The sequence below is a fragment of the Mycoplasma nasistruthionis genome, from assembly GCF_006228185.1.
Taxonomy (GTDB): Bacteria; Bacillota_I; Bacilli_A; order Mycoplasmatales; family Metamycoplasmataceae; genus Mycoplasmopsis; species Mycoplasmopsis nasistruthionis.
In genome coordinates this window covers 414,579-439,998 of record NZ_CP040825.1, presented here as the reverse complement: position 1 = coordinate 439,998, position 25,420 = coordinate 414,579, and the positions used below count along the sequence as shown (strand labels likewise).

The following is a 25,420-nucleotide window of genomic DNA, read 5'->3' as shown; positions in this document are numbered from 1 at the left end:
CATGAGCAATTCTATCACTCTCCGTTTAGTTTCTCAAAATTTGCACAAAGTTAAATTTCAAATCGAGAAATTAGAACTTAATGACCATCTTAAAGATAATTGAATCAACTTCAAACCAGGTTCACTAGCTAGTTTTAAAATAGCTTTTTTCAGAATTACAGATAGTGATAATAAACAAACTTACTTTATCTTAAGAAATGCTTTTTTCATCTATGAAAATGACTCAGATGATATTACTATAAGATATAACGACACTTTACAACCTTTATACCAAAAAGAAGAAATAACACCGTTTTTACAAGATAAAGAACAACAACTTACAAAATTAGTTGAAGAACAAAAATATTTAACAGCTTTAGATGACTTAAATATTTCAACAATTAACAAAGTTAAAATTCAAGAATTAGAAGATCAAATTTGAGTATTAAAAGCTTATACATTATTTGCTTTAGATCCAACAGAGGAGGCACAATGAAACTAAAAAAACCTTTCTTATTACTTTCATCAGTTTCAGCTATTCCAGCAGTTGTTTTAACAGTATCTGCTGAAACTGAAGCTAGTGCTTCAACTAATGATTCAAATAATACAAATAATAATTTAACTGCGCCAAGAGATGCGTCTAACTTAAATTTACAATCAGCAGTTGCAACAGTAAGAAACATTCAAGTAGCAAAACTAACTGATTTATTTAATACTTATTTACCTGTTTTTGAACAACAAGCAAATGCCTTTTTAGGTTCAGCAAATTCACAAGGTAATGACTTAGTTAGGGGGTTTTATTTAAATAAAGTTGTTAAATATTTAAAAGCACATAAAGACCAAATTATCAATAACCCAGTTGAAAGTGGTTTTCTGTTCTATTATCCAAGAACAATTTCTTCTAACCAATCATTCCAAAAAGTTTTTATCAAATATTTACCAGATGATCCTGATTATTACTTCAAAAATGTAGTATCAGGCTCACAAACAGATGTTTATGCGCCTGATAATCTACCAGAGTTTTTAAAAATAAAACCTGCATCTGTTGAAACTTCTTCACAAGATGCAGATTCAAATTCAAATACATTCCCAAATGAATTTACTATATCTGATATTAGTGATATTGTCTCAAGATACTATTTAGCACTTTCAGAACAATTTGAAGAAATTCTTTTAAACTTTGAAGATATTCCTAAAATCGGTGAAGGTGGATCAACAAAGATCGTTAACAAAGCTACCGGAAGATTTGACTTAGAAGTGCCTGATGGTTATGATGATTGAGAACAATACATCAAAGACAGATTTGCTTTAAGAACACTATTATTTGACTTGAAATTTAACTCAACCAACGAACAAGTTGATGATAACCCAGCAATTAAAGATCCTGCTATAACTCAACAAGGAATTGATCATACAGCTGACTTAGTTCCTTATATTTCAACATTTCAATTTGAAAAATTCCAATCATTAAAAAGCGCTGACGAAATTGCTACTTACATCAATGCCTACAATGCTGATGCAAAAGTAAATAGTGATACATATTTTTATTTCAATAATTTATTTAATACACGTTATCAATACAGTGTAAGCAGATTATCAATTACAGAACAAAACGAATTTATTGCTGATGTTGTTGTTAAAGACAAATTATCAGAATCAGTTAATAGACAATATCGTTCAGTTGTTAAAATCAAGGATAGCAAGCAATTAACTACAGCATGACAAGCCACAACAAACACTTTAAATGGAGTAATTAAACAACTTTATGAATCAGCTGGGGTTGGAGCTAATTTAAATTACAAAAAAGCCTCAAACCAACAATTTGCAGATGCTTTTTACGATTTTGTTAACAAATTAACAGTAGCAGCTCAAACGGAAGATTTTAACACTAAAGTTTCACAAATAGTTCAAGAAAATAGCCTAGTTGCTTCATCTATATCAGGTTTAAGTAATTTATCTAACACATTAGGTCAACAGCTAATAGATTATTTACTTGATATTGTTTCAAATATTGAAGTATCTAAACAAATCAATGTTTATCAACTACTTGTTAATTTAGAAACTGCCCTAACAACTCATTTAATTTCTGAATTTAAAAAGCCTGAAAATATCAGCAAAGTTCAGGCAAATATTGACGTTGTTAGAGAGTTGTATGAAGAATCATCTTACCCAGCATTTTTACTAATTGAAAGAACTTTAAGATTTGTTTTAAAAGATACTGAAGAAATCAATAAATTAGTAAATGCAGAAATTTTAAACTATGACCAATATCGTGAATTCCAATTGATTTTAAAAAGAATTAAATTCATGAACCAAAGCTTAAATTCAATTTTAACTACACCAACTTTAACTTATACAAAAGATACAGAAGATGCTGAAGTTAAAAAACAACAAAGACAAGAAATATCAAAATTATTAGATTTATATTGAGGTTTACCTGAATTTCAATACAACCCACAAAAAACTTCTAAAGCAGTATTAACTATTTTATCAACTGTTTTAATGGTGATTAGTGCATTAGCTTTTGTTTTACTAGGAGCATTTGCATTATTAAGAAAACGTTGAAACATTGCTAACACTAAACAAAAAGTTATTATTGGATCAGTATTCACAACTGTTACATTTGTTATTGCTTTAATTTTATTAATCTTAGGAAAAGGACTACTATAATGACTAAATACCCTAAAATAACAGCTATATTCGATTATGTTGTTGAAATTACCGGTGCTTATGATTACTACCAAAATCAGTTGTTTAAAATTGAAGCAAAACAACCAGGACAGCAAGATTTACACTTAATTTTAATTTCAGCATCAGAAAACAAAGCATACTGCTTAACTGATGGTGGAATTGGTGAATTCTTAGTAGGTTCAGAAGTTAAACCACTAGATGCAACTGAAGAAATCAAAACTTCAACAAGCTACTTTGGAAAAATTATTGATATTAATGGAAAAGTTTTATTCCCATTACATCAACCAAGCGTTTTAAACTTCTTACCTCAAAAATCATATGCATTTAATAAACCAAACACTTTACTAGAATATCAACCTTTAAAAGAACAATTAACAACAGGTTATATTTCAATTGACTTACTAGTTCCAATCGGAAAAGGTCAGCGTGAATTAATTATTGGTGACAGAAAAACAGGAAAAACACATATTGCTTTAAATACCATCATTAACCAAAAAGGTAAAAACGTTAAATGTATTTATGTAGCAATTGGACAACAACATTCACAAGTTTCAAACGTTTATGAAACTTTAAAACAAAATGATGCATTAGATTACACAATGATTGTTAATGCATCATCATCTAAACCATTTGACCAATTCTTAGCACCTTATGTAGCAATGGCTCACGCTGAAAACTTATGTCATACAGACGATGTTTTAATTGTATTTGATGACTTATCAGCACATGCAAACATTTACCGTGAAGTTGCTTTATTAACCAATAAACCAGTTGGTAAAGAAGCTTTCCCTGGAGATATGTTCTTTGCTCATGCTAGATTATTAGAACGTTCAGGTAAATTTGTCGGACGTAAATCAATTACAGCTTTACCTATTTTACAAACAATTGAAAACGATATTACTTCATTAGTATCATCAAACGTTATTTCTATTACTGATGGTCAAATTGTTACAAACTCAGACTTATTTGCATCAGGAAAACTACCAGCTGTTGATATTGACTTATCAGTTAGCCGTATTTCACGTGAAATTCAAAAACCATACATTGCTAAAGTTGGTTCAGAAATTGCAAAAATTTATAAAGCTTACAAACGTCAAATGAGACTAACTTCATTAAAATATGACTTAAACGATGCTACAAACAAATTAATTACAGAAGGTATGATTGTTGAAAACATGTTTATTCAAAAAGGTATTTCAGTTTATACTGAAAACGCAATGTTTTTAACATCAAAACTAATTGCTTGAGGTATTTTAAAAGGAATTGATAACATCGCATTAGCACTAAGATACATTGATGTTTTAGTAGCGCATAATCAAAATGCTAAAGACACATTCCAACGTTTAATTGAACAAACTCAAGCTGATGATAATTTAGCAAAACAATTTTTTGCATTTGCTTTAGACCAATATGCAAAATACAGTAATTTAGATTGAAAAATTGCCTATGAAGGTCAATTCTTACCATTTGATCAAGCTCAATTACAAAACTTAGATTATCTAGTTAAAGGAGAAAAATAATGAACGGAAAAATAACAAAAATCTGAACAGACGTTGTTGAAATTACATTTGAAAACAAAGTTTTACCAAAAATGAACAACGTTTTATATTCCGAAACAGAACAATCTAAGTTTTTAGTTAAGAAAATTGTTGACGAAAAAACAATTTACGCAATCATTATTGCTTCAACTGAAAAAATCGGAATTAATCAAAGAGTTTTTGATAGAGGGCACTCATTCATGGTACCGGTTGGACCTGGTGCTAAAAACCATATTTTTGACGTTATGGGTGGTCAATTAGATAACAACCCAGCAGCTTCATATCACAAAGTTGAAATGGATTCAACTATTACTAAAAATATGGATTATGCTGTAAAACAAGAATTAATGGAAACAGGAATTAAAGCCATTGACTTCTTTATCCCTATCTTAAAAGGTTCAAAAATTGGTATCTTTGGTGGAGCCGGAGTTGGTAAAACAGTTTTAATGAAAGAGATGATTTTCAACCTTTCAACTAACCAAGAAAAAACTTCATCAATTTTCGTTGGTGCTGGAGAACGTTCACGTGAAGGGGTTGAGTTATACAATGACTTAACTTCATCAAACTTGATGAAAAACTCAATCATGTATATTTCAAAAATGAACGAATCAGCAGGAGCTAGAATGAGTATTGTTCCTGTTGGAATTACAGCAGCTGAATATCTAAGAGATAAAGAAAAGGAAAATGTTTTATTATTCATCGATAACATTTTCCGTTTCTTACAAGCTGGAAACGAAATTTCAGCTTCATTAGATAAAAAACCTTCACTTGGAGGATATCAAGCCACTTTAAACACTGAAATTTCAGCAGTTGAAAACAGATTATTCTCAAACGAAAATGGTTCAATTACTTCATTCCAAACAGTTTTCTTACCAATGGATGATTTATCTGACCCATCAGCAGTTGCTGTGTTTAACCACTTAAATGGTTCATTAGTTTTATCACGTGATGTTACAGCTAAAGGTATTTACCCAGCATTTGATCCGCTAGCTTCATCTTCATCAACAGTTGATCCTAAAGTTATTGGTGAAAAACACTACAATGCTATTTTAAATGCTAAAAAAATCTTACAAAGATACAAAGAACTTGAAGATGTTATTTTAATTCTAGGGATTGATGAATTAGATGACGAATCTAAAGCAACAGTTAAAAAAGCACTACAACTTCAAAACTTCTTTTCACAAAACTTCAGAACAACAGAGAACTTTACACAACGTAAAGGAGTATTTGTTCCGCTAAAAGACACTGTTGAATCAGTAGAAAGAATTATTAGTGGTGAATTTTTAGAAGTTTCACCAGCAAACTTCTTATACATTGGTTCAATTGATGAACTGCAAAAATAAAGGGGTAACCCATGAAACTAAATAAATTATTATTGCTATCGCTTTTATCTTCTCCAATGGCTTTAGCAGCTTCGTGTCAGTTCGGACACTCGGAAGCAACAATTGGTAAGCCGTCAGCAAAACCTGGAACAGTTAATAAAACAGAACCTGGCAAATCTAATCCAGACAATCCTGGTGATCCAACAAATCCAAGTAATAGAGAAGGAGCGCCTGTTGTAACAGATGCGCCTCAAGATCCACCAAGAGATACACATAAAGAAAACTTCAAACCGGCAGAAGCTGATACAGATGCTTATAAAAAAGGTACAAACTGAGATAAGTTTAACATCGATGAAAAATACTATTTAGATCGTTTATATAGACAATTTGCTGAAAACAAAGAAGAGATAGTTGCTGAAATTAACAAAACTTATGGTGAAGATCATGTTAGAAAATTTGATGAAAAAGCAAAAGAGCAACATATGACTTCTTTCTTTGGCTCATATCTTAAAAACTTTTCAGTACCTAACTCAAGCAATAAACTAGTTTTAGATCCGATTAAAACAATTTTAAGAACATACCACTGAGAAGATGTTTTAGGTGACAGAGGACTTCCGAGAGAAGTTCCTAACCAATTGTATAAAAATACATTACTTCAATCATATTCAATTAGAATTGTTAATGAAAATCAATATCTAAAAGAATCTAGAAGCATTCCTTCAACTTTCGCTCCATTTGGTACAGCATGAATTTTAGACTATAAACTAGATGACACAGGAACATATCCAACAAAATTCTATTTAGCTACAAACTTACACGTTGCTGAATTATTAATTAAATCAACACCTGATGATTCACCATATCAAAACGTTTTATCAGATGCACAAATGAAAACTAATGCTGATAGAGCAATAGAAGCTCAAAAAGCTGTTGATGCAGTCTTTGAACCTACTAAAGAAGCTAACTTAAAATATCGTGCCTTATTAGGTAAATACAACATGGATGATATCCAGTTTGAAAAGAAATACAAAGATAGCAGAGATTCATTGCCACAAGAATTAATTGAAGCATATGAAACAGTTAAACCATTATTAGCAGATTGAGAGAAAAAAGAATTAGCAGCTAGAGCAGCTAAATCAGTGATAACAGGTGTAACTAAGAGAATTGATTTAATTCACTACAATCCAGATACGCCAATCGCTAATCAGTTTAATGATGCAACAGATAGGTTACCATTTGCTGATGTGTTTAGATTTGCACCAAAACAAGTTAAATTAGTTTATGCTGGTTCAAACTTCTTAAATTCATCACCTAGAGATTATCTAGATTCAGATTCTCCATATTTCACTTGAGAAGAAATGGCTGACTTTGCAGTATTAGAATTTGATTTTGCTTCAGAAAGCACAAATCCTGATTATTCATATAACTACTACGACACTTCAACAGGTAGTTTAATGAAAGCAACACTGCCAAATGTTTCAACTTTTGCTTCATATATTACTTCAGGTTTTGCGGACCCAACAGTAGGATTAAATTCTAAACCAGCTAACTTTGACTTGTTAGAAAAATATGATGAATTCCAAAATCAAAAATTAACAGCAAATGGTATTGAAGTACCTAAATTAAAATATAACTTTATCGCTTTAGGTTTTCCAAATGCCAAAGATGACATTGATTTAATTAAGCAAATACCATACGATGAAGGTAGAAAAATTAGTTTAGGTTACACATCAACTTTATGAGTTAACAAACCTTTCAAACCTAGAAAAGATGTTATTGATGCAAGTTTCTTAGGTTATGGACTTTCTCCAAACGTTGCCTTAAGAACATTCCCAGACAAACCAGGGCTAACCGACATTCTTTTAGCCAGTCCTTTAATTGATGAAAATAATACAAAAGGATTCTCAGTAAGTCACTTACTAGAAACTGGCTCACCATATCAAGGAAAACACTTTATTAACTATGGTTTAGGATATGTTTTACAATCATGAGAACCTGGTAAAGGTGCTTCTGGTTCATCAGTAAGAGATGTGGATAACAATATTATCGGAATTAACTATGCTGCGGCTGATGGTTCATTATTGTCAAACATTTCAATTACACAAGCTCTAAGAAGTGTTGGTTATAACTATAATGGGTTATACGGTGATTACAACCTTGAACAATATGATTTAATTTATGGTGGTGGTAAAAACCAAAGAACTTCATATCGTCAAGCGCTGCAAAAAATTTACGGTGATAATTACAAAACAAAACTATTCCCACAAGGAACAGCAACAATTCCTGAAGAATACAGATTTAAAGAGTCATAAAAATCATAGAAAAATAACCAACTTAAGCAATTGGTTATTTTTATTATTCTTCTGTAATTTTTGAATATTTAAGATGCTTGTCAATTTCATATGGCTTTTCTTCTGGATCTTTAAAGTTTTCCAATTCTTTTTGCATCTTTTGAATTTCTTTACCTAACTCAGCAATTTTAATTTTATTAACTGCTAAAGTATTGTAAGTATTTTTTCTGTTTCTTTCAATATTTAAATATTTATTTTCAACAGTAATCACTTCTTGTTGTGAAACTTTTAAATCGTAGTTTGCTCTCTTTAGTTTTTTATCAATCTCAGCAATTTTAGATTGAACTTTGTCATATTCTGAACTTTCAGCTAATTTTTCTCTAGCTTTTGTTATTTTGGCTTTTAAACTTTCTAGAGCATTAATTCTAGTAACTTCTTCTTCTTTTGGAGTAGCAATGTTTTTTAAAGCTTTTGTTTTTTCTTGTTCAGCTTCAGTTTTAGCTTGATTTAGTTTTTCAATTTGAGCCAATAACTTAGTTTTTAACGAATTACCAGCAGAAACAAAAGCATTTAAAGCATTAATTTGGTTATTCAATCTGGTTTCGTTTTGTGATTTAACATAGTGAGTTAATGAATTATCAATTACTTCAGGTCTGTTAAAATCCAGATTTACAGCTTCTGCTTGTGTTGAAATAGAACTTAGAATATTTTGATAATCTGATTTTAAAGTTACTTCAAATTGTTTGAATTTGTCAAACTCTAAAACTTTGTTAGTTGCTTCATCAACTATTTTTGTATTTTCACCAATTTGAGTTAAGCAGTCATTCATTCATTTAGGAACTAATGATTCTAAGTTAATGATTGTAACATTGTCATTTGTAAATTGATCTGTGTTATGTTTTTCTTTTAAACTTTCAAAATATTCTTTAGCATCATTAATTTTTTTAATTAATTCATCCATTTGTGTTTGGAAAGTTTGTTTAAATTCTTTCACTTTTGTAACAAAGTCTTCATTAGATGAATATTTCTCATCAACCACAACTGAATCGATATAATCATTTACTTGCGTTTTCAATTCATTAATTTTTGCAATTGATTGTGGCAGAGTTAATGAATAAATAGGAACTAAAGAAGATTTGATTTTAATTCCTAATTCAACTTCAACAGTGGCAAAAGCACTTAAAGTTTTTAAACCTTCATTAACATTATTAGAGACTTCGCTTTGAGCTCTAATGATTTGTTTCATGTAATGGTCGATTAAAAATAAATCAGTTTTTAAGTTTTTTGCTTTTTGTAAAAGAGCATTAGCTTCAGTTTTTTCGGCTTCTAATGCTTGTCTTTTATCATTGAAGGTGTTTTCTAATTCTGTAATTGCATTCTGTTTTTGATCAAAAAAGGCTTTTTGAGTTTTTAAATTTGCTATAACATCTTCTAATTGCTTTCTTGTCAAATTCACATTTTCTTGATGATTTGTTATTCTAACTAAATCTTCACCGTATTGAGACTTTTTAGAGTTTGCTTCAGAAATATCTTCAACAATTTTATTAACAAGACTGTTTAATTCAGTTTTTTGTCTTTCAATTTCAGTTATCTTACTTTCAATAGCTTTTAATTTACCAGTTCTAGTCAAAACTGTATCGCTGTAACTGAATAATTCAGATTCAATTCTTGTTTTGTCAGCAAGTAAATCATCTAACTCACTAGAGTCACTTACTTGAGCTGTTCTTAATTCGTTAAAAAGATTTTCTTTATCAGATGTAAGTTGCTTAATGGTTTCTTGAAATTCAGCAACTTTAGTCTTAGTTGCTTCGATTTCGGTTTGCTTTTCATTATCAAGTTGATTAGTCAATTCTTCAACTTTTGCCTTTACTTCTGCATCTGAATTTAAAATTTTCTGAATCTCACTTTTGGCTTTTTCAATTTTTTGTTCTAAATCACGAACTTTAACTTCAGTAGTAGTCAATACTTTTAAGTCTTTTGAAACAGTGTTTGTTTCTTGTGTTTCAGTCTGGACACAAGCTGCTGATAGAGCAACAGGCAACACTGATGTAGATAAAAGTGGTAGTCATAATTTAATGTTTTTTCTCATATATACATCCTTAATAATTAAATTATATAACAATCTTTTTATATAAAATAAATTTTATATAAAAGTTGGTGCAAGTTGCACTGAAAATAATATAATTAAAATATGAAAAATAACTTAAGACGAATCAAATCAATAATGTTGTTAACTCCAGCAATGGGATTGCCTATTTTAGCAATGACAAGCTGTGAGTTTGGAGTTAAAAAATCAGACAATCAAATGTCAGATTCTTTAATTAAAGCAAAAGCAGAATTGAAAACAGAAATAACAAAAGCTGAACTTGAAAAAAATGCTTCTGCAACTTTATCAGAGAATGCAAATTATATTTCAGCTCAAAAAAGACTTGAAGTAATAATTGAAAAAGCTAAATCATACGATTCAAAAAATACTGTGTCATTGAATGATATAACTCACGTGACTAATGAGTTAAAACTGATTTTAGCGCAATTTAAAAACCAAGTTGAAGTAATCAAAAAAGAATCAAAAGTACCCGGAGTTCCAAAAAGCCCTGACTGAGCAGGTGGAAAAGTTGAGGTAGATGATCAACCCGAAAGACCTACACCTAAACCTAATCCAACACCAGGAGAGCAAGATGATCAACCGGCTGAACCTGGAAATAATGACACTGCAGGAGATTTACAAGAACCTGATCCAGTTCCGTTACCACCATTTAATCCATTTGACCCTAACTCAGCAAATAATTTTGTCCTAGCAAGAAACACATCGCCTGATTACGTATCAAAATATGAATCTGCTAAACTAACAGCTGATCAAATTTATGATGAAATTTGAAAAAGAACATTTATGATTATGCCAGGAACTGATTTGAATGGTGGGAAAGAAAACACGACACCAAGCTATTTAGTTGATCAAGGAACAGGATGAGTTTTAGACTACTATAAAAAAGATGAAAATCACTACAAAATTTTTATGGCAACAAACATGCACGTTATTGCTCAGTATTCAAATACGCTTGAAAACAAGGCACTAAGTGATAAATGAAACTATACAGATCCTACAGGACGAAAAGGAACGGTGTTTGCATTTGGTAAGACATCAACAAAACCAAGTTTTGCACCATTAGCAAATAATTCAAATTACAGAACACCAATATCTGTATACGCAAATAACGCTGTGTATCAACAATATTCACAAAACAATTTAAGCGGAAATACAACAGTAACACAGGCATTTACAGCACCAAAAATCGTTTTTGCTGGAGTTGATTTTGTTTCTGATAAAGCCTTTAATCAATTTAAAGGCAGTTTGGATCAAAAATGACAAGAATATAAAAATTATCAAAATGGTGAAATAGAAAGAACTAAAAATTCATCTAGTGAAGAAGCATTGCAAGAAAAAAGAGATTTCTTAAACCAAACAGGTAAAATACCATTCTACATAGATTTTGGTGTGTTTGAATTTGATGTCGATTTAACACAAGCAGATCAAACGTTTGCACAGTGAATAAGGGATGCGGTTTCAGCAGTAGATTCTTATGTTCAAAGAATGCAAGATTCTAAATTAAAACCAAATTACACAAAAACAACAAATAACAATATTATGACACTTGACTATTACACAAGAGGGCAAGGTCTTGATAAAACTAATCCTGCTTATGAATTTGGTTTATATAATGCTAAAAATCTTTATATCGCCGGATATCCTAAGCCTGATACAACCACTTGAAAAACAAACAACCCAAGTGAAAGAACACAAAACATTGTTGAGCCAAAATATAACACTAGAGGAACAACAGTACCTAATGATAAACTATTTAGTTATGCGACAAATGACGTAACAGGTAGAATGGACTCTAATAACCACTGAATTTATGACAAACTTTATAATAGACCATATGGTGATTATTATGGATTTAACTACAATGTTAAATTCTCTTCACTATACTATGGAGCTAGTGGTTCAGTAGTTTACAATGAATACGGTGAAATTGTAGGAATTTACAATGGAGTTCAATCTAACATCGACAAAGACAATTTACTAGGAGTCGGAACATTTGCTCCATTATTACAAAAAGCTAATATTAAAACAAATGATAATAAAGTAATTTATGGATTCAATTTAATTGACGGAACAGGATTTGCTGAACAAACACGTTCATATCGTCAAAACCTTCAAGAAATTTATCCAAACGGATTCGATGGCAACGGAAATAAAAGAACCGCACTATTCCCTGAAGGATACTAATATGAAAAAACCTCTTTTTAAAGAGGTTTTTAATATATATAATTTTAAAAACAAAAACTTTAAAGAGGTTAAATATGGAAGTAAAACAAAAATTAACATCAGGACATACTAATATTTCTTATAAACTAAATGATCAAGTTGTTCAAGAAAAAATTAAAAACCCATTTAATCATAAATTAGATAACACAATGTTAGCGCAATTTGATTTCGTACCAGAATTGCTTGAAGACAATGAGTTTGAAAGTAAATGAAAATGAATTGAACACAAAGAAACAGTTTTTACAGATGAAGTTTTAAAACAAGTTGCTGACAATATTAAAATACTTCATGATTCAGAACTTAAATTTCCCAAATCAAACGTTGCTGCTAGAGTTAAAGAGTACCGTAAAATTTTAAAAGAAAAAAACGTTCAAGTACCTATTTTAGACAAATATTACAAAAAAATTAACTTAATTTTAAAACACAGCGAGAATAACCGTCCATTACATAATGACTTAAGATTAGCTAACATTTTAGTTGATATGAAAGATAAAGTTTATTTTATTGATTGAGAATATGCTTCAATGGGTGATAAACATTTTGATTTAGCTTATTTTATTTGTCATTCATATTTAACCAAACACCAAGAACAAGTGTTTTTAGATCAATATGATTCATATTGAGAAGAATACTTAATTCAACAAAAAATCCTAGTTCATTATTTAACAATTTTATGAATTAATGCACAACCAGTTAAACCATTTAGTGACGAGCATTTTATCAATGAATTAGAAAAAAATGTTCAAGAATTTAATCATAAAAAACAAACACAAAGCTTTAGAGATTAATCACAACCAGAAACAATGTTTCTGGTTATTTTCATTATTCAGCAGTAATATATTGCAATTTTGTGAAAAAGCCGAAGAATGAATGGCAAAATATTAAAACATATTATTTAAGTTTTAGAATTAAGATATGAAAACAAAAAAGAACTTTTTAATGTCAATGTCATCCATTATTGGTTTGGTGTTGATAGGAATAATTTTGATTCTAATTTGAAATTTATCAGATTTGGCTTATAAATCAGATATATGAAAAGTTACAACTGTAAAATACAATACGCAAGAAATGATAAAACTACCATATAAAACAACGCTCAATCTTTATTTATCGCCATTTTTAGTCATTTTAACAATTTTGGCTGTTTGAATAACTGTTGAATATACAGTTGTTTATAAAAATAAAATCAATGATTTATTTAAAAAACAAGAAAACCAAATTACAAAAATCAGTATTAATGATGCTTGAAAATCATTTAGCTTATTAAGTACTTTAAACGTTTTTAGTTTTGCGATTTACTTAATGTCGGTTCTTTTATTATCAACTCAATATTCAACTGGGGCATATGCTAATATTTGATTAATGTCACTTTTAAACATATTAATGCAAATAGCCTTATATGTTAATCTTTATAAACACATAAAAACCACTTCAACTGATACTGCAAAACAACAAGTAGCCAAATTTAAAAAGCATTTACCACAAACTTTTAGTATTATTATTTCAATAAGTTTATTAGCTACAATAACGTTATGTTTTCTAACTTCATTTACTAACCTAAAAGTAGCATATTATCCTATTAGATTTAATATGTATGTTTATTTAAATGATATGATTATTACTATCGGTTTAGTAGCTTATACTGTTATTTTGTTAATTATTATAATTACTATTTGAATGTATTTAGCATTGGCTAAAAACAAATGTAAACAAATATTTTTATCATTTGTATATTCAAATAATGTTAATTTAAAAGTGCAAGTAAAAAGATGATATTTCTGAATTTGATATGTTTTTGCTAGTTTATTAGCCCTAGCATTGCTAATAGCTAATTTTGCTTTTAGTTGATGAGCGTTTTCGATTACAGCAAGTTATATCAATATTCTATTTGTTATTACATCAGTGATTTACTTAACTTTCTATATTACTATTTCATATTTAAATTTCAAACAATACAAAGTACAACCACAAGAAATTTAATAGTAAAAGCAGAATCATATGATTCTGCTTTATGTTTATTCAAAAGTTTTATGTATAGTAATAGTTTCAGCATATTGTTGATTATTTACTTGATTTAAAACAACTTGTAGTTTAAATGTAAATTGGTTTTCTGAGTTAGATATTTCAACAATCTTAACTGAAGATAAAATTCCTTTTGGGTCGATAATTGCTAAATTAGCATTTCATTGCTCTAAATTGCTTGTATCTTGAGGTTTAGTGATTTGAACATTGTTAATTACAAAATTAACTAAGGTCTCTTGAATATAGTCATTTCAAACAGTTTCATTAATCCTATCTGTAGCTATTTTAGATTCATTTTTTAAGAATAATACTGCAAAATCTTGTGGTGTATTAATCTTGTTAAAAATTCCTTTAGCAGCTGAAGTTGAAGGATCAGCCAATGCTCATTTTTCAAAATATAATCCATTTTCTTCAACAGCATGATCGCTTGTTAATTCTTCTGAAGGAATTTGACTTTCTAAAATGTCAGCAATATTGTTTTCAGGTAAGACATATTTTTCAGTTTTGTTAGTTAAATAGTTGTAAAAACTAAACTCTTGATGTGATGATATTTTTTTAACAATATCATCGCTTGTTGAATTATGTCCTGGATGTCCTTTGTAGTAAATGTTGTATTGATCTGAATATAACTTAACAACAGTAGCATAAAAGTCAAAATCATTATTTTCAGCAGTACCCAAAACAATTAAGCCCGGCTTATTGTTTAATGCTTTATTAGAAGCTACTTTATCTCGATCTTGTTTTCAATCTAATCCTGTTATTTTAGATCAATGTGTTGATAAACGCTTATTGTTTTTATCCCTTGTGGCAAACAGTTTGTCTTTGATAGTTAAAGTTGGATCAGACTTAAAGAAAGGATAAATATGCAACAATCCTTCTTTATTTAATAAATCAACATGGTAATTATCAGAAAAGAAAAGATTATATCTATGGATGTTATAATCCGTAGCTAAATCAGTTGGTAAAATGTATTGACTAACTCTGTTGTATATGCTTGATGAACTGTTGCTTCATTTTTTGGTTTGTTCATCATACAACACACTTTTAGCTTGTGGTAGTCAGTAGTTATACAAGTGAAATGCTATAACATTAGAGTCTTCTAATCCATTTAAAACAACATTAGGATATTGCAATAACTCAGTAATTACAGAAATATCTTCTTTAATAATTTCTGAATTAAATCAAACATTAATTTTCTTGTCAGGATTTTGTTTAATTATTCTTTCAAATTCATATTTATAGTCATAACCATCAAGATTTTTTTCAACATCAATTACCTTAGATCTTGAATAGTTTCTGATGTTCTCTTCTTGAGATTTATTAGGATCAAAAGCTTTTTTATTAATCAAAAAATTTTGTAATTCTTCTTTGTTTAACTTAGATTGAAACACTATGTCAGATGAATAAATAAAATGTGTTTCAGTCTGAGCCAACATTGCCATTCTAATCATGTTATAGAAGTTTTGAATACCGTATCTTGAATAATAAATATTGATGTCAGCACTGTTTTGAAAATCTAGCAAATTGTCATAAGCATTTAGTTGATTATAACTTGCATCCAAATTCAAATTCATGCTGTTTTCAATTAATTTTTGTTTGTCTAAGAACTTTGTTTTATATAAACCATTTTTATTAAAAAAAGCATAAGAAACCGCTGCGACAGATGCGGTTGTTACACTTAAAAGTATTAAAAAGTGTTTAGTGATCTTTTTCATTTATCTATTATAATTAAATTATTCTTATGCAAAAACATTTACATAACAAAAAAACATTACTAATATCAACCTTTAAAGCCAATGTTCACCTATCTTGAATCAGTGCATTATTGTCAATAGCGTTTATTACTTTATTTGTCATAGCTTCATTTATGCAAAGTATTCAAACACATACTACAAGCGAACAAGAAACAATTCAATTGTTAATTAAATTAGCTTGAGCTTCTTTCGGTGTAATGCTTGTTTTAAAGGCATTAGAGATTGGAATATTGGCTTTGTTTTATTTAAAATTTCAACAACTATATAAACACATAATGATAATTGGTGTTTTATTGCCTGTCTGATATCAAATGCAAATTTATAAACTAATTACCTTGCAACAAACAGAACAAGCTAAACCTTACTACTTAAAATCATTTTTAAACAGTTATTTAGTAGTTATTATTGCATTTTACAGCTGAGTGTTTTTAGTTGTTATTTCAATTTGATTTGCTTGATTAATTCATCCGTTCCAAAGTGTGACGATAGGGTTGATAATTTCCGGAGTAGCAACTGCTGTGCTTGGTTATGTTATAGCAATTAATTCAATTCAACTAATTAAAGCTAACAAAGCCCTAAAACAACAATTTAACACTGACAAATCTTTTTATTTTAGATTTTTAAATAAAACATACCGTAAAGACTTTTTAAGCATTTAAAAAAGATATAGAAAAAAGTGAAATTGAATTTCACTTTTTATTTGCTGATTTTTGCTAGATAGATTTTCTTTTTACCAACATGAATTAATGCATATTGGTTTTGTCAAACCTGTGAGTTTACTACAAAGTCAATATTGTCAACATTTTCTAAATTAAATTTAATAGCATTAGCTTGAATAAATTCTCTTGCTTCTCTTTTTGATTGAATTACTTTTAATTCAATTAGTTGATCAATTAATGGCGAGTTTGCTTTTAATTCAATATTAGGAACATCATCAAAAATGTCAGAAATATCAGCTGTTGGAATAGCTTGTAAATCAATATCCTTGTTAAATAATAATGCTGAAATTAAACCAGCTTTTCGAGCAGCGTCTTTACCGTGTATATCATTTACAACAGCAAAAGCTAATGCTCTTTGACCTAATCTGATTTGTGGAACTGCTTGGTGTTGTTGAATTATTTGTTCGATATTTTCAACAGATAAATGACTTAATCATTTTAATAATTTTTCAACTTCTGAATCGGGTTGATTTAATAAGAATTGATATAACTGATATGGTTTAGTCATTTCAGGGTCTAGTCATAAACTTCCACCACCTGTAGATTTACCAAACTTATTACCATTTATATCAGTTAATAAATTAGCTGTAATAGCAACTGCTTTATGATCATTTCCAAACACAGTATTAATCATGTCTAAACCAGTAGTAATATTACCCCACTGGTCTGAACCACCAAATTGGACTTTAACATTTTTTTCTTTATATAGTGTTAAAAAGTCTCATCCCTGGATTAGTTGATATGAAAACTCAGTAAAACTTAAGCCGTTTTGAATTCTAGCAGTAACTGAATCTTTAGTCAGCATATAAGCAACATTAACTAATTTTCCTGCATCTCTTAGAAATTCTAAGAAATTCATGTTTTTATAAAAGTCATAATTATCAATAACTTCAATACCAAATTTTTCTAATTGTGCTTTAATCTTTGACTTATTTAATTCCAATGTTTTTGAATCAAGCAATTGTCTTTCGGCATCTTTAAATGACGGATCTCCGATCATTCCGGTTGCTCCACCAACTAAGGCATAAACTTTATAACCTGCATATTTTAAACGCAATAAATTAATGATTTGTATGTAATTACCTAAGTGTAAACTTTTAGCAGTTGGATCAAAACCACAGTAAATAGCATCGTTTGGTCCGATGTTGTTTAGTTTTTGTTCATTACTAATTGCTTTTAATATTCCACGTTCTTCAAATATTTTTTAATACTTTCCATTTTTACCTACTTGCTTCAACAAAAAACTCGTAATCAGTCCCTATTTTGTCATCTGTTGCAAAAATTAAATCTGAACTAACTGGTTCTAGTTCAAATGAACCTAAAGACACCAACATTCCAGGGCTAAATACTCCCATTATTTCACCTTCTAAAATTTCTAAACCAGAAAGCAAAGTAGTTCCAGGCATTGCCATAACTAAAACATCGCCTACTTTAACATCTTGTCTGTTAGTCACTAACTGACGTGTTTGATTAGAAACCACATTTTCTAAAAGTGTTAAAACAAACAACTTTTCACTCTTAGGATGATTTTGTTTATCTAATACTTTAACATATTTAAATTTAGGCTTATTTAGTACTTTTAATCCTTTGTCACTAGCTTCTTTTACAAACAATTGCACTTGATTTTGATTTAATGGAGCATATTTGGTGTTGCTACGTATGTTTAAATAACTATTATCTAATAAATTGGCTGAAATAACTTGTTTTTCAGCATCTACAAAAAACACAAATTTATCACTGTAAACAGTTGAATCATACTTTAGCGATGCATCAACTAAGATTACAGATGTGTTTGAAAATGATTTATCTAAATTATTAAGTAATATCATTTTTTAATTATACTATAATTAATGCATGAAAAAGACCGCGATAATAGTAGATTCCTCAACAGGCTTAACTAAACAACAAGCTTCAGCTTTCGGGTGATATTTTTTACCTCTAAAAGTTGAATTGGATGGTGTTAATTATCAAGACGGAGTTGATTTAACTCAAGATGATTTATTCAAATTATTTTCACTAAAAACCAAGTCTTATAAAACAGCTTGTACACCAATTGGTTATGCTGAAAAATTAGTTGAAGAATTAAGTTCACAATATGATGAGATTATTATTTTTCCAATTTCAAAACACTTATCAAGCCAATATGCTAATTTAAAACCACTAGAAGCTTCATATCCTAAATTAAAAGTTTTCGAATCAGAATATATAGCAGTTTTATTAACTGTTAAAGTCTCAAAATTCCAAAAATTAATTGAATCTGGAATTGAAACAGATCAAGCTTTACAACAAATTGCAACCTGACCTGAAAATCTAAAAGTTTCACTATTTCCAAAGTACAATGATTATTTAGTTAAGGGTGGTCGTTTATCACCAGCAGCAGCTACTTTAGCTAAATTATTTAGAATCGTTCCAATTATTAGATTTTATAAAGGTGTATTAGAAAAAGAAGGTAAAGGAAGAGTTTTTGTTAAAACTATTCAAAATAATATTGTTGAAAAATTAGCTGATTTAAAATCAAACAAACTTCTGATCTTAAATAATGATTGTTCAGATTATCCAACTATCTTAAACTTTATTAAAACTAATTATCCACAGTTAGAAGTTTACAAATACACTTTACCTAATGCAATTAGCATTCATACAGGTCCAGAAGCTTTAGTCGTAATTTCAATTCCTGAAGACTGAAGTGATCAAGAATTGTCGATTTTAGAAAAATGTTAAAACAAGTTATTTGTAATTCAATTGCTGATTTAGATGCTTTTATAACTCAAAATCTTGACTTTTTTAAACAAAAACAGATTTTATTATTAAATGGAGACTTAGGAGCTGGTAAAACCACTTTTGTAAAACGTTTAGCTCTAGCATTAGGTATTCACGAACCAATAACTTCCCCTAGTTTTAACTATGTTAAGACATATGAAGGCTTAGTTCATATTGATCTATATAACTATGGTGGTGATATAGAAGAATTTGAAGATTATTTTGAAAACAACATAGTAGCAATTGAATGAGCTTCTAAAACTAGTTTTGATTTTGGTGATTTTTTAGAAATAAAAGCTTGAATCAATTTAGAAAATCAACACTGTTTTGAAATTGTATAGAAAGGAATTATGAATTTATTTTTAGACACAACAAGTTTAGATTTTGTTTTAATTTTATTCAACAATTCCTTTGAAGTAATTGATTATACCCACCTAAAAGGTTATAAGAAAAAAGTTGACTTAATTCCACAATTAACTCAACAACTTTTGACTCAAAATAATTTAAGTTTTAAAGATATTAATAACTATTACACTAATATTGGTCCTGGCTTTTTTACAGGAGTTAGATCGTCTTTAGTTTATTTTAGAACTTTAGCCCTTATTTCTAAGGCTAAAATATATACAATTAGCACTTGAGATATTTTAAAGATCCAAAATAAATATTTAAATTATGCTTACATTGACGCTCAAGGTAAAAAAGTTTATCAATTTGATCTAAAAGCACCAGAAAACCAAGACATAGAACAAAAAGTTACAGTTATTGATTTCATTAACCAACCGTTAACTAATGTTAATTACTTATTGTTTATTAAAAACTTTTGAGCCTACAGCAATAGTTTTATGGAAACAAACTTAATGGAGATTAAACCACACTATATTAAAAAACCACAAATTGGAGCAAAGCAATAATGAAGATTTTAGGTATTGAAACTTCACATGACGATACATCAATTGCAGTTTTACAAGACGGTAAAATTATTGATATGTGATCAATTTCTCAAATTGATTTATTCAAACAATATGGTGGGACAATTCCAGAATTAGCATCAAGACAACACGTGCACAATATTGCACTAATTCAACAAGAGCTTTTAAGTAAACATGAAGCTGAATCTTTTGATTTAATTGCTTATACAAAAGAACCGGGCTTAATCGGTACATTACAAATTGGTTTCTTATTTGCTAGTGCCTTTGCTTCTATTATCAACAAACCTTTATATCCAGTAAATCATTTAATCGGGCACTTTTTATCAGCTACTATTGAAAACGACATCACTTTTCCAGCATTATGTTTATTAGTTTCTGGTGGACACACTCAATTAATGTATGCCGAATCTTTAACTGATATTGAAATAATCGGACAAACGTTAGATGATGCTGTAGGTGAAGCGTTTGATAAAATATCAGCTCGATTAGGTCTAGGTTTTCCGGGCGGACCGTTAATTGACAGACTGTATCAAAATTATTCAGGTGATTTTATAAGCTTATCAAAACCAAAAACAGAAAAACCATTAGATTTTTCATTTAGTGGTTTAAAAACACAAGTTTTAAACAAAGTAAACCAAGCTAAAATGCTAAATCAACAAATTGATCCAGTTCAACTGGCTGTTTCTTTTCAAAAAACAGCAGTTGAATATTTAATTGAAAAAACAAAACTAGCTTTAAGTCAATTAAGTGATGTTAAAACTTTGGTATTAGGTGGCGGAGTTAGTGCAAACACCTTGCTTAGAAATGAATTTTTAAAACTACATTCTAATGTCTTAATACCAAATTTAAAATATGCTACTGATAATGGAGCTATGATTGCTCAAGTAGCCTATTTACATAACAAGAAATAAGTTTTAAATTATAAAAGACGCTTTTTATCATAAAGCGTCTTTTTAATTGTCAATAAACTTGATATATCAATCAACTTTGATAGAATTTAAATAGTTTTATGAAATGTAGAAATACAATATTATTTAGGTTATTTATTAACTTTATAACAAGACAGAGAATTTGGTAAATTATGGAAAATAAAATTTTTACTTTTGAGAAATTTTTTAATATAGAAAACTTTATAACAAAAAAGTATCTGAAATTTTTGAAATAAAAAGAGGAAGAGTTATTTCTCAAAAATATATTGAAGAAAATCCTGGAACTTTTCCGGTCTATTCTTCAAAAACTATCAACAACGGTTGTATAGGAAGCATTAATTCATACGACTATGATGGTGAATATATCACATGAACAACAGACGGTGCTCATGCTGGAAGTGTGTTTTATAGGAATGAAAAATTTTCAGCAACAAATGTGTGTGGTGTTTTAGTAAACAAAGATCAACAAAATGTTAATACAAAATTCGCATATCATTACCTGAAATTTATTGCAAAACAATATGTGAACCGAAGTATTGGTAATGCCAAATTAATGAGCAATGTTTTTGCTGAAATAGAGATAACACTGCCCCCGATCGATAAACAAATAAAAATTAGTCAAACCTTGGACAAAATGACTGAGCTTGAGGAAGCTCTTGAGGAAGCTCTTGAGGAAGCTCTTGAGGAAGCTAATATTCAGTATGAGGAATATAGAAATAAATTATTATCATATGATTCATTAGTTAAATTGACTTCTCAAACAAAAAACTTAATAAAAGAAGTCAAGCTGGCAGATGTCATTGACATTAATTCATCTGGTCTCGATAAAAAAATTTTTGAAGATGAACAAGAAGTTTATTTAGCAAATTACATGGATGTTTATAAAAACAAATACATTGATAAAGATTTTATTTTTTCAATAACAAGCGGAAAAGAACAACAAATTAAAAAAGCCAATTTATTAAAAGGCGATATTCTGCTAACTACATCATCAGAAACATCTGAAGATATCTGTCGTACTTCAGTTATTTTAAATGATTTGGAAAACACTGTATTTTCATACCATCTAACAAGATTGAGATTAAAAACACCAAATTTAATTACATCTAGCTATTTAAGTTACTTATTTGATTCAGAAGGATTTAGAAGACAACAAATATATACCAAAGTTTATGGTTCAACAAGACAAACTATAAACAAATCAGAGATAGAAAAATTAACTTTAACAATTCCATCTATTCAAATTCAAAAACAAATAGTCCAAATATTAGACAAATTATCTAAAATGGTTGAAGATTCTTCAGGACCACTACTGGAAGAAATCAAATTAAGACAACAACAATATGAATACTACAGGGACAAACTGTTAAACTTCAAGGTTGTGAATAAAGTTTCAGAAAACCAAGAGAGAGAGAGAGAGAGAGCTAGATAGCCTGTATCTTGAATTTCTGGAAAAAGCATATATTAAGTTTGCTTTACCAAAATTACATCAATTAGGAGATTTTTACTCAGGTTTAAAAAATAAAAATAAAAATGATTTTAGTGATAAATTCAATTCTAACTATGTAAGTTATTTAGATGTTTTTAATAATTTATTTATTACAGACATTGATTTCAAGAAAGTAAATGTTCAAAATGGAGAAAATCAAAATAGAGTAGATTACGGCGATTTGTTTTTTACAGTTTCTTCAGAAACATTTGATGAAACAGGAATGACTTCTGTTTATAAAAGACAAACAAAAGATCCTGTTTATTTAAACAGTTTTTGTTTCGGTTTTAGATTTAAAGATTTAAATAAGATAAACCTGAGCTTTATTTCTCATTATTTTAGAAGTAATGAAGTTAGAAATAAAATTCTTAAATGTGTTTCAGGAACAACAAGATTTAATTTATCAAAGAATGAATTAAAGAACATAGAAATTTTTATGCCATCAATTGAAGTTCAAAATTATCTTGCCAATATTCTTGATAAAATGTATTTCATGATTAATCAAACACTAGAAACTTTACCATTAGAAATCAAACTCAGAAAACAACAATATGAATATTACAGAGATAAACTTTTAACTTTTAAAAACAACAATTAAATTATCAAATTTATTAACCAATGCATTTTTATGCATTGGTTTTAATTTTTCTAAAGTACAAAACATTAATATAACTCCGAAATTGTTAAGTTTATAAATACTTGAATGAGCTTTACCAATTAATTTAATATAATAAAAATACAATAAGCTTGTATACAGCAAAATTAAAAACTAATTAAAACAAAAGGATAAAAATGAAGCAAAATATTTTTGAAACAGTTTCAAATTTACTAAAAACATCAAATAAATACATCTCAGAAAATGAGGGGGGGGAAAAATTATTAAAAGCCTCTGTTTATAGTGACGTAATGAAAATGGATGAAGAATTGATTTCATTGCTTTTAAGTGATGAATCAGTTAAACAAACATTTTTTAAAAACGTCAATAAAACATTAGTTTTTGATAAACAAAAATTCGCTTGATTCATTGAATCAAAAGAATTTTTACCAGACTCTTATACAGCATATACAAATAAAATCGGTTTAGCAAAAAACGGCAATTTTATCAATAAGTTGAATGATGTAGTTCTTGATTTTCCATTCAAGGATTGTATACTGCAAGGCGGACAAGACAAGGATGATCAAAAAAGAGATGAAATTTTCTATCATGAGATCATTGCTAATGATCAAATTAGCAATATGCTAGCACCAAAAGTTTTATCAAATGCAAAAAGATATAAAACTGATGGTGTTGAAGAAGATATCATTTTTAATGAAAATGACAACTTAATAATCAAAGGTAATAATTTAATAGCTCTAGCAACATTGCTAACAAAATATGAAAATAAAATCAAATGTATTTATATAGATCCACCATATAACACCGGTAAAGATAGTTTTAATTACAATGATAGATTTAATCATTCAACATGATTAACTTTCATGAAAAATAGACTTGAATTAGCCAAAAAACTTTTAAAAGACGATGGTGTTATTTTTGTAAGTTTAAGTGACAGTGAAGCGCATTACTGCAAAGTATTAATGGATGACATATTTGGTGTTGAAAATTTTTTAAATGATATTATTTGAAATTCTACTAAATCAGTTACTAACACAGCACTTGTTTCAGTTTCTCATACTCATACCTTAGTGTATTTTCAAAACAAAGATTATTACATTAAAAATAGAACAGAGTTTCGCTTGAAAGAAGACGGTGAAGGTTTTTCTAATCCTGATAATGATCCAAGAGGTCCTTGAAAAGCAGATCCTTTTCAAGTTGGCGGTTGAGGACCTAATCAACAATATGAAATTATTAATCCAAAAACAGGTGTGAAATATCTACCAAATGAAGGGTGCAGCTGAAAAAATGACTACAACAAGTTTCAAGAATTACTACAAGACAATAGAATAGTTTTTGGCGTTAATGGAGAAGCTGGACCACAAAGAAAAAGATTCCTATATGAAGCTCAAGAAAGAGGAAGAGTAGCAAAAACCATTTGAGATGACGTAGGAACTACAACAAACGGTACAATGCATTTAAAGAAATTGTTTGGCAAAAATATATTTAGTAATCCAAAACCAGAACAATTAATTGAAAGAATTTTAGAGTTATCCACAAATGAAAATGACGTAGTTCTAGATTTTTGCTTAGGTTCAGGAACAACTGCAGCTGTTGCTCATAAAATGGGTCGTAAATACATTGGAATTGAGCAAATGGACTACATTCAAAATATAACTGTTGAAAGACTTAAAAAAGTTATTGAAGGAGAACAAGGTGGAATTTCTAAATCAGTAAATTGACAAGGTGGTGGCAGTTTTGTCTACTGTGAATTGTTAGATGATGCAAATGCTAGAATTAAACAAATTCAACAAGCAACAGAAGAAAATATTCAACAAATTAAAGAAAATATTTTTTCTGATGAAAGAATAGTCCCTTATGTTATTCAAGATGAATTAGAAGCAACAGAATTAGAATTTGATAATTTATCACTTCAAGATAAGAAAAATGTACTTATTAAATTAATTGACAAAAATAAACTTTATGTAAATTATTCTGATATCAATGATCAAAATTATCAAATAAGTGAAAGTGATAAAAAGTTCACTGATTCATTTTATAAAGGAAGATAA

Annotated in this window: 20 protein-coding genes and 1 pseudogene; 17 read left to right on the top strand and 4 right to left on the bottom strand. The window is 28.8% G+C overall.

Annotated elements, in window-relative coordinates; translation table 4 throughout:
* The first annotated feature begins 1 nt into the window (after position 1).
* The 5 genes from FG904_RS01760 to mip are packed head-to-tail and all read left to right on the top strand — an operon-like array spanning position 2 to position 7,842.
* Positions 2–481 carry an MSC_0621 family F1-like ATPase epsilon subunit gene (locus FG904_RS01760; protein WP_139592214.1) on the top strand — a complete coding sequence of 160 codons (480 nt, stop codon included), beginning with the start codon at positions 2–4 and terminating at the stop codon, positions 479–481.
* Positions 472–2,649: an MSC_0620 family F1-like ATPase-associated subunit gene (locus tag FG904_RS01755; RefSeq protein ID WP_139592213.1), complete on the top strand. Its 2,178-nt coding sequence runs from the start codon at positions 472–474 to the stop codon at positions 2,647–2,649. The genes FG904_RS01760 and FG904_RS01755 overlap by 10 nt, the downstream gene beginning before the upstream one ends.
* A complete protein-coding gene (locus tag FG904_RS01750) occupies positions 2,649–4,190 on the top strand; it encodes an MSC_0619 family F1-like ATPase alpha subunit (RefSeq protein WP_139592212.1) in 1,542 nt (513 codons plus the stop codon). Before FG904_RS01755 ends, FG904_RS01750 begins: the two co-directional genes overlap by 1 nt.
* On the top strand, positions 4,190–5,551 hold the full coding sequence (locus FG904_RS01745; RefSeq protein WP_139592211.1) for an MSC_0618 family F1-like ATPase beta subunit: 1,362 nt from the start codon (positions 4,190–4,192) through the stop codon (positions 5,549–5,551). Before FG904_RS01750 ends, FG904_RS01745 begins: the two co-directional genes overlap by 1 nt.
* Positions 5,552–5,562: 11 nt before the next feature.
* Positions 5,563–7,842: an Ig-specific serine endopeptidase MIP gene (gene mip, locus FG904_RS01740; protein WP_139592210.1), complete on the top strand. Its 2,280-nt coding sequence runs from the start codon at positions 5,563–5,565 to the stop codon at positions 7,840–7,842.
* Positions 7,843–7,885: 43 nt separating this feature from the next.
* Here mip and FG904_RS01735 read toward each other — a convergent pair whose 3' ends face one another.
* The gene (locus FG904_RS01735; protein ID WP_139592209.1) at positions 7,886–9,910 is read right to left on the bottom strand and encodes a coiled-coil domain-containing protein; all 2,025 of its coding nucleotides are present in this window, start codon (positions 9,908–9,910) and stop codon (positions 7,886–7,888) included.
* Between the two features lie 102 nt (positions 9,911–10,012).
* On the opposite strand from FG904_RS01735, the gene FG904_RS01730 reads away from it, so the two are divergent.
* The 3 genes from FG904_RS01730 to FG904_RS01720 all read left to right on the top strand — a co-directional run bounded on the left by FG904_RS01730 (position 10,013) and on the right by FG904_RS01720 (position 14,131).
* The gene (locus FG904_RS01730; RefSeq protein ID WP_139592208.1) at positions 10,013–12,112 is read left to right on the top strand and encodes an MIP family Ig-specific serine endopeptidase; all 2,100 of its coding nucleotides are present in this window, start codon (positions 10,013–10,015) and stop codon (positions 12,110–12,112) included.
* Between the two features lie 74 nt (positions 12,113–12,186).
* Entirely contained in the window at positions 12,187–12,939 is a 753-nt protein-coding gene (locus FG904_RS01725) for a phosphotransferase (protein ID WP_139592207.1), read from the top strand.
* Between the two features lie 127 nt (positions 12,940–13,066).
* Complete coding sequence (locus FG904_RS01720; RefSeq protein ID WP_139592206.1) at positions 13,067–14,131, top strand: hypothetical protein; 1,065 nt, start codon at positions 13,067–13,069, stop codon at positions 14,129–14,131.
* A 35-nt stretch (positions 14,132–14,166) separates the two neighbouring features.
* On the opposite strand, the gene FG904_RS01715 is transcribed toward FG904_RS01720, so the two are convergent.
* Positions 14,167–15,888: a hypothetical protein gene (locus FG904_RS01715; protein WP_139592205.1), complete on the bottom strand. Its 1,722-nt coding sequence runs from the start codon at positions 15,886–15,888 to the stop codon at positions 14,167–14,169.
* A 26-nt stretch (positions 15,889–15,914) separates the two neighbouring features.
* Between FG904_RS01715 and FG904_RS01710 the strand changes: the two genes are divergently transcribed.
* A complete protein-coding gene (locus FG904_RS01710) occupies positions 15,915–16,586 on the top strand; it encodes a hypothetical protein (RefSeq protein ID WP_139592204.1) in 672 nt (223 codons plus the stop codon).
* 37 nt (positions 16,587–16,623) lie between these two features.
* Here FG904_RS01710 and tyrS read toward each other — a convergent pair whose 3' ends face one another.
* A complete protein-coding gene (gene tyrS / locus FG904_RS01705) occupies positions 16,624–17,817 on the bottom strand; it encodes a tyrosine--tRNA ligase (RefSeq protein ID WP_338044347.1) in 1,194 nt (397 codons plus the stop codon).
* Positions 17,818–17,866: 49 nt separating this feature from the next.
* Positions 17,867–18,475, bottom strand: a complete 609-nt coding sequence (tapR, locus tag FG904_RS01700; protein WP_139592202.1) for a TyrS-associated PheT N-terminal domain-related protein TapR — start codon at positions 18,473–18,475, stop codon at positions 17,867–17,869.
* A 25-nt stretch (positions 18,476–18,500) separates the two neighbouring features.
* Between tapR and FG904_RS01695 the strand changes: the two genes are divergently transcribed.
* The 8 genes and pseudogenes from FG904_RS01695 to FG904_RS01665 all read left to right on the top strand — a co-directional run bounded on the left by FG904_RS01695 (position 18,501) and on the right by FG904_RS01665 (position 25,420).
* A complete protein-coding gene (locus tag FG904_RS01695) occupies positions 18,501–19,367 on the top strand; it encodes a DegV family protein (protein ID WP_139592201.1) in 867 nt (288 codons plus the stop codon).
* The gene (gene tsaE / locus FG904_RS01690; RefSeq protein ID WP_139592200.1) at positions 19,361–19,747 is read left to right on the top strand and encodes a tRNA (adenosine(37)-N6)-threonylcarbamoyltransferase complex ATPase subunit type 1 TsaE; all 387 of its coding nucleotides are present in this window, start codon (positions 19,361–19,363) and stop codon (positions 19,745–19,747) included. Before FG904_RS01695 ends, tsaE begins: the two co-directional genes overlap by 7 nt.
* A gap of 9 nt (positions 19,748–19,756) precedes the next feature.
* On the top strand, positions 19,757–20,317 hold the full coding sequence (gene tsaB / locus FG904_RS01685; RefSeq protein ID WP_139592199.1) for a tRNA (adenosine(37)-N6)-threonylcarbamoyltransferase complex dimerization subunit type 1 TsaB: 561 nt from the start codon (positions 19,757–19,759) through the stop codon (positions 20,315–20,317).
* Positions 20,317–21,246, top strand: coding sequence for a tRNA (adenosine(37)-N6)-threonylcarbamoyltransferase complex transferase subunit TsaD (tsaD, locus tag FG904_RS01680; RefSeq protein ID WP_139592198.1), 930 nt, complete (start codon positions 20,317–20,319; stop codon positions 21,244–21,246). Before tsaB ends, tsaD begins: the two co-directional genes overlap by 1 nt.
* Before the next feature lie 238 nt (positions 21,247–21,484).
* Positions 21,485–21,937 (top strand): annotated as a pseudogene (locus FG904_RS03415) (restriction endonuclease subunit S); the annotation flags it as partial.
* 75 nt (positions 21,938–22,012) lie between these two features.
* Complete coding sequence (locus FG904_RS03410; protein WP_276331005.1) at positions 22,013–22,696, top strand: restriction endonuclease subunit S; 684 nt, start codon at positions 22,013–22,015, stop codon at positions 22,694–22,696.
* Positions 22,644–23,351, top strand: a complete 708-nt coding sequence (locus tag FG904_RS01670) for a restriction endonuclease subunit S (protein ID WP_139592196.1) — start codon at positions 22,644–22,646, stop codon at positions 23,349–23,351. Before FG904_RS03410 ends, FG904_RS01670 begins: the two co-directional genes overlap by 53 nt.
* A 194-nt stretch (positions 23,352–23,545) precedes the next feature.
* Positions 23,546–25,420: a DNA methyltransferase gene (locus tag FG904_RS01665; RefSeq protein WP_139592195.1), complete on the top strand. Its 1,875-nt coding sequence runs from the start codon at positions 23,546–23,548 to the stop codon at positions 25,418–25,420.